The sequence below is a fragment of the Protofrankia sp. CiP1_Cm_nod3 genome (genome assembly GCF_982290655.1).
On the sequence record NZ_CEVIVD010000024.1, the window covers coordinates 15,613 to 22,491 of the forward strand.

The 6,879-nt window shown below is 71.3% G+C and carries 5 protein-coding genes; 1 reads left to right on the forward strand and 4 read right to left on the reverse strand.

The features are described from left to right. Positions 1-816 (forward strand): adenylyl-sulfate kinase (gene cysC / locus AC5LUJ_RS07430; protein ID WP_493464686.1); only part of this gene is annotated, 816 nt, incomplete at its 5' end. Positions 817-1,065: 249 nt separating this feature from the next. On the opposite strand, the gene AC5LUJ_RS07435 is transcribed toward cysC, so the two are convergent. From AC5LUJ_RS07435 to AC5LUJ_RS07450, 4 genes are all read right to left on the reverse strand, one after another. After that, positions 1,066-2,130, reverse strand: a complete 1,065-nt coding sequence (locus AC5LUJ_RS07435) for a phosphotransferase family protein (protein WP_250282120.1) — start codon at positions 2,128-2,130, stop codon at positions 1,066-1,068. A gap of 436 nt (positions 2,131-2,566) precedes the next feature. After that, a complete protein-coding gene (locus AC5LUJ_RS07440; RefSeq protein ID WP_250282121.1) occupies positions 2,567-4,180 on the reverse strand; it encodes a sugar transferase in 1,614 nt (537 codons plus the stop codon). Between the two features lie 1,016 nt (positions 4,181-5,196). Then, a complete protein-coding gene (hemQ, locus tag AC5LUJ_RS07445; RefSeq protein ID WP_250282122.1) occupies positions 5,197-5,943 on the reverse strand; it encodes a hydrogen peroxide-dependent heme synthase in 747 nt (248 codons plus the stop codon). A 284-nt stretch (positions 5,944-6,227) separates the two neighbouring features. Further along, positions 6,228-6,879: protoporphyrinogen/coproporphyrinogen oxidase (locus tag AC5LUJ_RS07450; RefSeq protein WP_493464687.1), on the reverse strand; the 652-nt coding region annotated here is incomplete at its 5' end.

Sequence of the window (6,879 nt, forward strand, 5' to 3'; positions counted from 1 at the left end):
GGCGGCGGTGACGGCGGTGACGGCCAGTACCGGCGCGGCGCCAGCCCGGAGATCGACGACCGTGACAGTGAGCCCGCCCTCGCCGGGGAGCTGGCCTACCGGATGCAGGTCTGCCTCGCCTACGGATTCAGCGCGATGACCGCGGGCCCGGCGCCCAGCGCCCCCGGCGCGGCCGCGCTGTCGATGCTGCTCGACCGCGGGACACGGCTGCCACCGCCGCTGACCCCGCCGGCGGTGGCGGCCGAGCTGGTCCGGGCGCAGCCGCCGCGCGGCGAGCGGGGCCTGACCGTGCTGTTCACCGGGCTGTCCGGCTCGGGCAAGTCGACGCTTGCCAAGCTGCTCGTGTGCCGGCTGCTGGAACGCGGGGACCGCAGGGTCACCCTGCTCGACGGGGACGTCGTCCGGCTGCACCTGTCCAAGGGGCTGGGGTTCTCCCGCGAGGACCGCAACGCCAACGTCCTGCGGATCGGCTTTGTCGCGGCGGCCGTGACCGCCGTCGGCGGGACCGCCGTCTGCGCCCCGATCGCCCCCTACGACGACGTCCGCCGCCAGGTCCGGGCGATGGTCGAGGACAGCGGCGGCGGGTTCGTCCTGGTCCATGTCGCCACCCCGCTCCAGGTCTGCGAGGCCCGGGACCGCAAGGGCCTCTACGCCAAGGCCCGCGCCGGCATCATCCCGTCCTTCACCGGCGTCTCCGACCCCTACGAGGAACCCACCGACGCCGACATCGTGATCGACACCGTGGACGCCTCCCCCCACGACGCCGTCCAGACCGTCCTCAGCCGCCTGCGCACCGACGGCTGGCTGGCCCCCTGACCCCGTCCCGTGCCAAGAACCCCACATCAGCGCACCGGCCGGCCGGCCGCATCCCGTCCGACTGGTGAAAGCCACCTCACGTCACGCATGAGAGTGAGGGCGGAAACGGCTGCTGTGGCGACCGTTTCCGCCCTCACTTCCATGGCCGGACCGTTTACGATCATGAAATTCCGGCCGGCTGGGGCAGGTCGTTCCCGCCGTCCCGGCAGCGGTTGTCACCGACGGCCGGGCGGCATGCGTGCCGGGGAGTCAAAGCCGGCGCATACGGTGGCAGCAGTCGACGAAGGCCCGTGAGACGCTGTCGAGCGGGACGCCGGTGAGCACGCTGTCCGCCACGGCGCTCGCCGCGTATGCCACGGTCAGCGCCCGGGCGGGGGCATCCAGCACCGGCCACGGGTCGGCGTCGGGCGGCACGGCCCGGCCGCCGGCGGCGGTGTACCCGCGCAGGAACCGGCCCCACGCCGCCGGCGCCAGCACACCGGCGGCGTACCAGGCGGCCGGCCGGGCGAGATCCCACACCGGGTCCCCGGCGCCGAGATCGTCGACGTCGATGATCCGTAACCCCCGGCCGTCGAGCCGCAGCAGCTGGCCCAGATGCCAGTCCCCGTGCACGAGTACGCCCCCGGGCGCGGGGGCGGAGACGGGGGCCGCCCGGGCCAAGTGGTGGATCATATGGGTCGTACGAGTTGTGCGGGCCGTCCGGGTGCGGCCCGCGCGCGGGTGGGCGCCGGCCGTCTCCTCGGACAGGAGCGTCGCGTACGCGGCAAGGACCTCCCCCACGGCAGGGTCGCCGCCGGCCGAGGCGGGCAGGCCGGACAGCTTCGCCATCGCGCGCTCCACACCCCGGCGGACCCTCGCCGGCGGGACGGGCCCCCGCGGGGGTACCGCGTGCAGCCGGGCGAGCAGGGCCGCCGCCTGCTCCCACGGCAGGTCGTCGACGGCCGTCTCGGGTATCGCCGCGGGATCGTCCGGATACAGGGGCGTGCCCACCGGCCAGGCGCTGACGAGCCGGCCGCGGGCCCGGGTGAGCAGTCCCGGCGCGTCCGCGCCCGGGATGGGCAGGGGCGCGAGCAGGCTGTCGCTCAGCCGGGGATCGGCCGCCAGGCTCAGCCGCAGCGCGAGCTGCGCCGGATCCGTCCCCGGCGCGTGGGCCTTGAGGACGGCGTCGCCGTAACGCACCAGCAGCCTGTCGTGGCGGGCGGACAGGACAGCCGCGGCGGCCGGTTCCCGCTCCCCCACGACCCGCCGGCCGACCGCGGCCAGCGCGGCCACCAGCTCGGCATCGACGGCTCCGCCGCCGGTACGCTCACCCATCCGCGGGCCCGGGATCCGGGCACTCGGCGCTCACGGACCGATTCAACCAGGCCGCCCCGGACGGGACCGTGAACACCGGCCAACGAGCACCGGACGGCCGCGACGCCGGCGGGAACCAGCGGCCCTCCGGACGAGAGGAACATCCGCCATCCACCATGACGGCCCGGGGGCCGTCGGCACGGGAACGCAGGTTCGCGGCGACGATCGGGTCCATACCGTTCCTCGCTCAGTCCCTCGCGCGGGCCGTTCGGCATGTCGGTCCAACATGCCAATATCAGCATGTCGATCCGGAATATCAACCCGAAATGTCGACACGGTGTGCCGCCGTTGCGCGCCGGTAGGTGGTTCGGCGGCACACCGTGTCAGTGGACGGACAGCTCGTGGATGACCGGTGGATGGCTGGCGGGTAGCCGATATGGGCTCGGTGGGTGTCAGGTCAGTAGGCACCTTCCCGGCGCACCACCGCGAACAACGTCCGCCACAGGATGACGAAATCCATCGCCAGGGACCAGTTCTCGACATAACGCAGGTCCAGGCGGACGGACTCGTCCCACTCCAGATCGGACCGGCCACTGATCTGCCACAGCCCGGTGAGACCGGGCTTGACCATCAGCCGGCGGTGCACGTCGCCTTCGTAGCGGGCCACCTCCGCCGGCAGCGGCGGCCGCGGGCCGACCAGCGACATGTTCCCGTTGAGGACGTTGAACAGCTGGGGCAGCTCGTCGAGCGACCATTTGCGCAGAAAGCGGCCGATGGGGGTCACCCGCGGGTCGTCGCGTATTTTGAACAACAGGCCCTCGGCGCGCTCGTTCGCGGCGCGCAGCTCTTCCAGACGCTCCTCGGCATCGAGGTACATGGAGCGGAACTTGTACATGCGGAACGTCTCGCCGCTACGGCCCACCCGGGTCTGTTTGAATATCGCCGGGCCACGGCTGGTCACTCGGATAGCGATACCGACCGCTAACAGGAACGGCAGTGCGAGCAGCACCGCGGCCAACGCGAAAACGCGGTCGACGCATGCCTTGAGAACCCGGCGGGCACCGGTGAGCTCGGGTTCCTCGATATGCAGCAGAGGAAGCCCGGCGACCGGACGGATCGAGATCCGGGGGCCGGTGACGTCGGTGAGCGCCGAACTGACAAGAACGTCGATGTCGCTGCCCTCGAGGGCCAGCATCACCCGGCGGAGCGTTTCACCGTCCATCTGTGGGCAGATCGCGACGGTGGTCGCCATGGTCGCCCCGATGGCGGTGTGCAGGCTTTCCAGCGTCCCCACTATGGGAACGCCGAGCAGGTCGAAGCCGCTGCGTTCGAGCCGGTCGTGGCTGTGCCGGCCGGGCAGGCGGTCCAGGCAGACGCCGACCATGGACCAGCCCGCCGTCGGGTCGCGCTGGGCCAGCCGGACGAGGGTCGCCGCGGCGTCACCGGAGCCTATGACCAGGACTCTGTGCAGGCAGCGCCCACCACGGCGCATACGGTGCAGGATCCCCCGCCCGCAGCAGCGCCCGACGACCGCGAGCAGCGTCGCCATCGGGAACGCGATGAGGACGTAACTTCGGGCGATCTCAAGTTTCGTCGCGTAGGAGATGACCGCGACGCACGCGGTGAGCCGGGCGGACGCGTTGATGACCCGCCTGAACTCCTCCGAACCACCGCCGAGAAAACGCCCTTCGTAGGCGCGCCCGAACGCCATCGACAGCACCCAGGCCAACGGCAGTACGCCGCTCATCACAATATACGGCCAGGACGACGCCGGGTTGTCGCCGAAACGCACCAGGAAGGCCATGAGCGCCGCCAGGACGCAGCCGGCCGCGTCGAACATCGCGAGCAGCCGGACGTATCTGCGCTCCCAGCCGACCTGGGCCCGGTAGGCAATATCCTTCTGAACCGTCTCCGGAACCGGCGGTAACGGCTTTGCCGACCGGCTGGGCAGTCGCTGCCGGACGAGCCGGGAAACGTCGACGAAAGCAGGGTCGTTGTGCGGCCAGACGCTGAGGACGGGTATAACGGGTGCCGCTGCGGCACCCGTCGGCGTCCGCGCGCCATCGGGCATGGTTTCTGTCACTGCCAGTCCCCCCCAGGACTCGGGCAAGTTACTGTCCGCTGGGATTGAAAAATTTTGGTTTGCTTCGGTCCGGGCCAGGAGGTTACCCGGCCGGCATGCGACCGGACACCTTCCGCAACCATTACGCGCGGCCGTCCCTCCATGGCACACGGACGCCCACGTGAATCGTTACGGCCACCGTGGAAAAACACGGACGGTATCGAGACCAGTCCTTACCACGAACCGTCCGGCGACCACCGGACATCGCTCCACGCCCATCGAACTCCCCCACCCGGACAGCCGGCTGACAACAACGGAAAAAATATACTGGCACTGCTGGACAGATAATCCAGCAACCTCCTTGCGACTACAGAAAGCAACTGGCCGGATGGTACGGACAAACGGCCGTGAACATGTGGCGGATACTAGCAGAGGCGTCGCACGGTTCACGGCATGAGGCAAACCCACCCGGCAGTCGCCGACAGGCGGCAGGCGACAGCCTTAATTGCAACGTAATGCCCTCTTTATCCGGGGGGAACCGGGCGGACGGCGGGCCATATGCTCACCACATACACACGAGAAGATGCGGAAAGTTATTCCCCTGGCGAGGCAACGCCATTTCGCTGCGAAAAGTTATTCCGTAGCTACTGAAAGAAGCGGAGGCGTGAGGGGAGCGCCGGTGCCGGCACCCGCATCCGCCAGGGGCGGAGCCGCGACCGATGCCGCGGCCGACGCCGTGGCCGAACCGGCACCCGGCTGAACAGGCACCCAGCTAAACAGACACCTGGAAAAACCAGCACCTGGCCACGCTCGCGCCCGGCCAAACCCGTGCCCGGCCAAACCAACGCCCGACCAAACCAACGTTTGGTCAAACCCATGCCCGGCTGAACCAACGTTTGGCCAAAACGGCGCCCGGCCAGGAGGCCGGGGCTCATCCGGCGAGAAGCCGGTACGTCCGGCGAACCGCCCCGGGGCGGCCTATAACAGGACCGTCTCTACGGCAGGACCGCCCGTGACAGGGCCGCCTACGGCAGGGCCGCGACGAGGTCGGCGACCGGCTTGCGGACACCGGTGAAGAACGGTGTCTCCAGGCGGGTGTGCGCCCGCGCCCGGCTGGCGCGCAGGTGCCGCAGGCAGTCGACGATCCGGTGCAGCTCGTCCGCTTCGAAGGCCAGCAGCCACTCATAGTCACCCAGCCCGAACGCGGCCACCGTGTTCGCCCGGACGTCGGGGAACTCCCGGCCCATGATCCCGTGCTCGGCGAGCATGCCGCGGCGTTCGTAGTCGGGCAGCAGGTACCACTCCAGCGACCGGTTGAACGGGTAGACGCACACGTACGCCTTCGGGTCCTCGCGCCGGACGTAGGCGGGCACGTGGTTGCGGTTGAACTCGGCCGGCCGGTGCAGGCCGACCGACGACCACACCGGTGCCAGCGCCCGCCCGAGAGCGCTCTGGCGGAACCGCTGGTAGGTCTCCTGGAGCAGGTCGGGGTCGGGGCTGGTCCACCACAGCAGGACGTCGGCGTCCGCCCGGTAGCCGCTCAGGTCGTAGACGCCCCGGGTGTAGACGTCCTTGGCGAGCGCCCCGTCCAGCAGGTCCTCCACCTCGGCCGCGATCGCCGTCCGGTCCGCGGGCAGGGCGTCACGCGCCGCAAAGACCGACCAGGACGTGTAGAGCAGCTCGGCGTTGAGATCCCGGGCGGAGGGGACGGGACCGCCTCGGGAGCTCCCGGTCGCGGGAGTCTCGGTGATGGCTGTGGGAGTCTCGGGCATGGCCCAATTGTCGCCTACCGGGCCGGCGGAGGCCCGCGGGTACCCACGGTTGCGCGCGGAGCCCCATCCCACCGGCCGTGATCATCTGCCGGGCCGGCAGGGGCCCGCCAGCACCCCACGGGCACCCCCGGAGCCCGGTCACCATCCACGAACGAGCCACCGTCCACGAACGGGCCACCGTCCGGGAACGGGCCCGGCACCCGGGACGCCGGGTCACCGACCGGAAGCGGACCACCGCTCAGGCCGGCCGCGGACCGCGAACGGGCCGCGTCCGGAACGCCGGGTCACTGGCCGACCCGGACCGCGTCGTCGGAACGCAGCACCGTCTCCGCCGCGGCCTCACCGGAGCGGACACACGCCGCGATGCCCACCCCGTCGTACCCGGCGCCGGCCAGCGCGAGACCGGCCGGCAGCATCCCGCGCACCACCGCCGTCCGCTCGAGATGGCCGGGCAGGTACTGCGGGAGCGCAGCGTCCCACCTGGTCACCCGGCTCGCCAGCGGCCGGGCCGTCAGGCCGGTCGCGGCGGCCAGCTCGGCCGCGACGACACCGGCGAGCTCGACGTCGGAACGTTCCAGATCGCCTTCGTCGCCGGCCCGGCCGACGCTCGCCCGCACGACGCTCAGGCCGGGGTCCGTCGACACGTGCGGCCACTTCGCGGACAGGAACGTGGCCGCCTTCATCACGTTGCCCTGGCTCGGCGGGACGAGGTAGCCGCTGCCCCGCGGCAGCTGTACCCCGCGGTAGAGCAGCGTGATCAACGCCACCGACGTGTACGGGACCGCGGCCAGCGGCGCGGCCACGTACGGCGCCACCGGGCTGAGCAGCCGCCGGGCCTCGGGCACGGGTACGGCGAGGATCACCGCGTCGGCGTCGACGTCCCAGGCGCTGTGTCCGCCGACGGCGTCGGCGCCAGGGCCGGCCGCGATGCCGGCC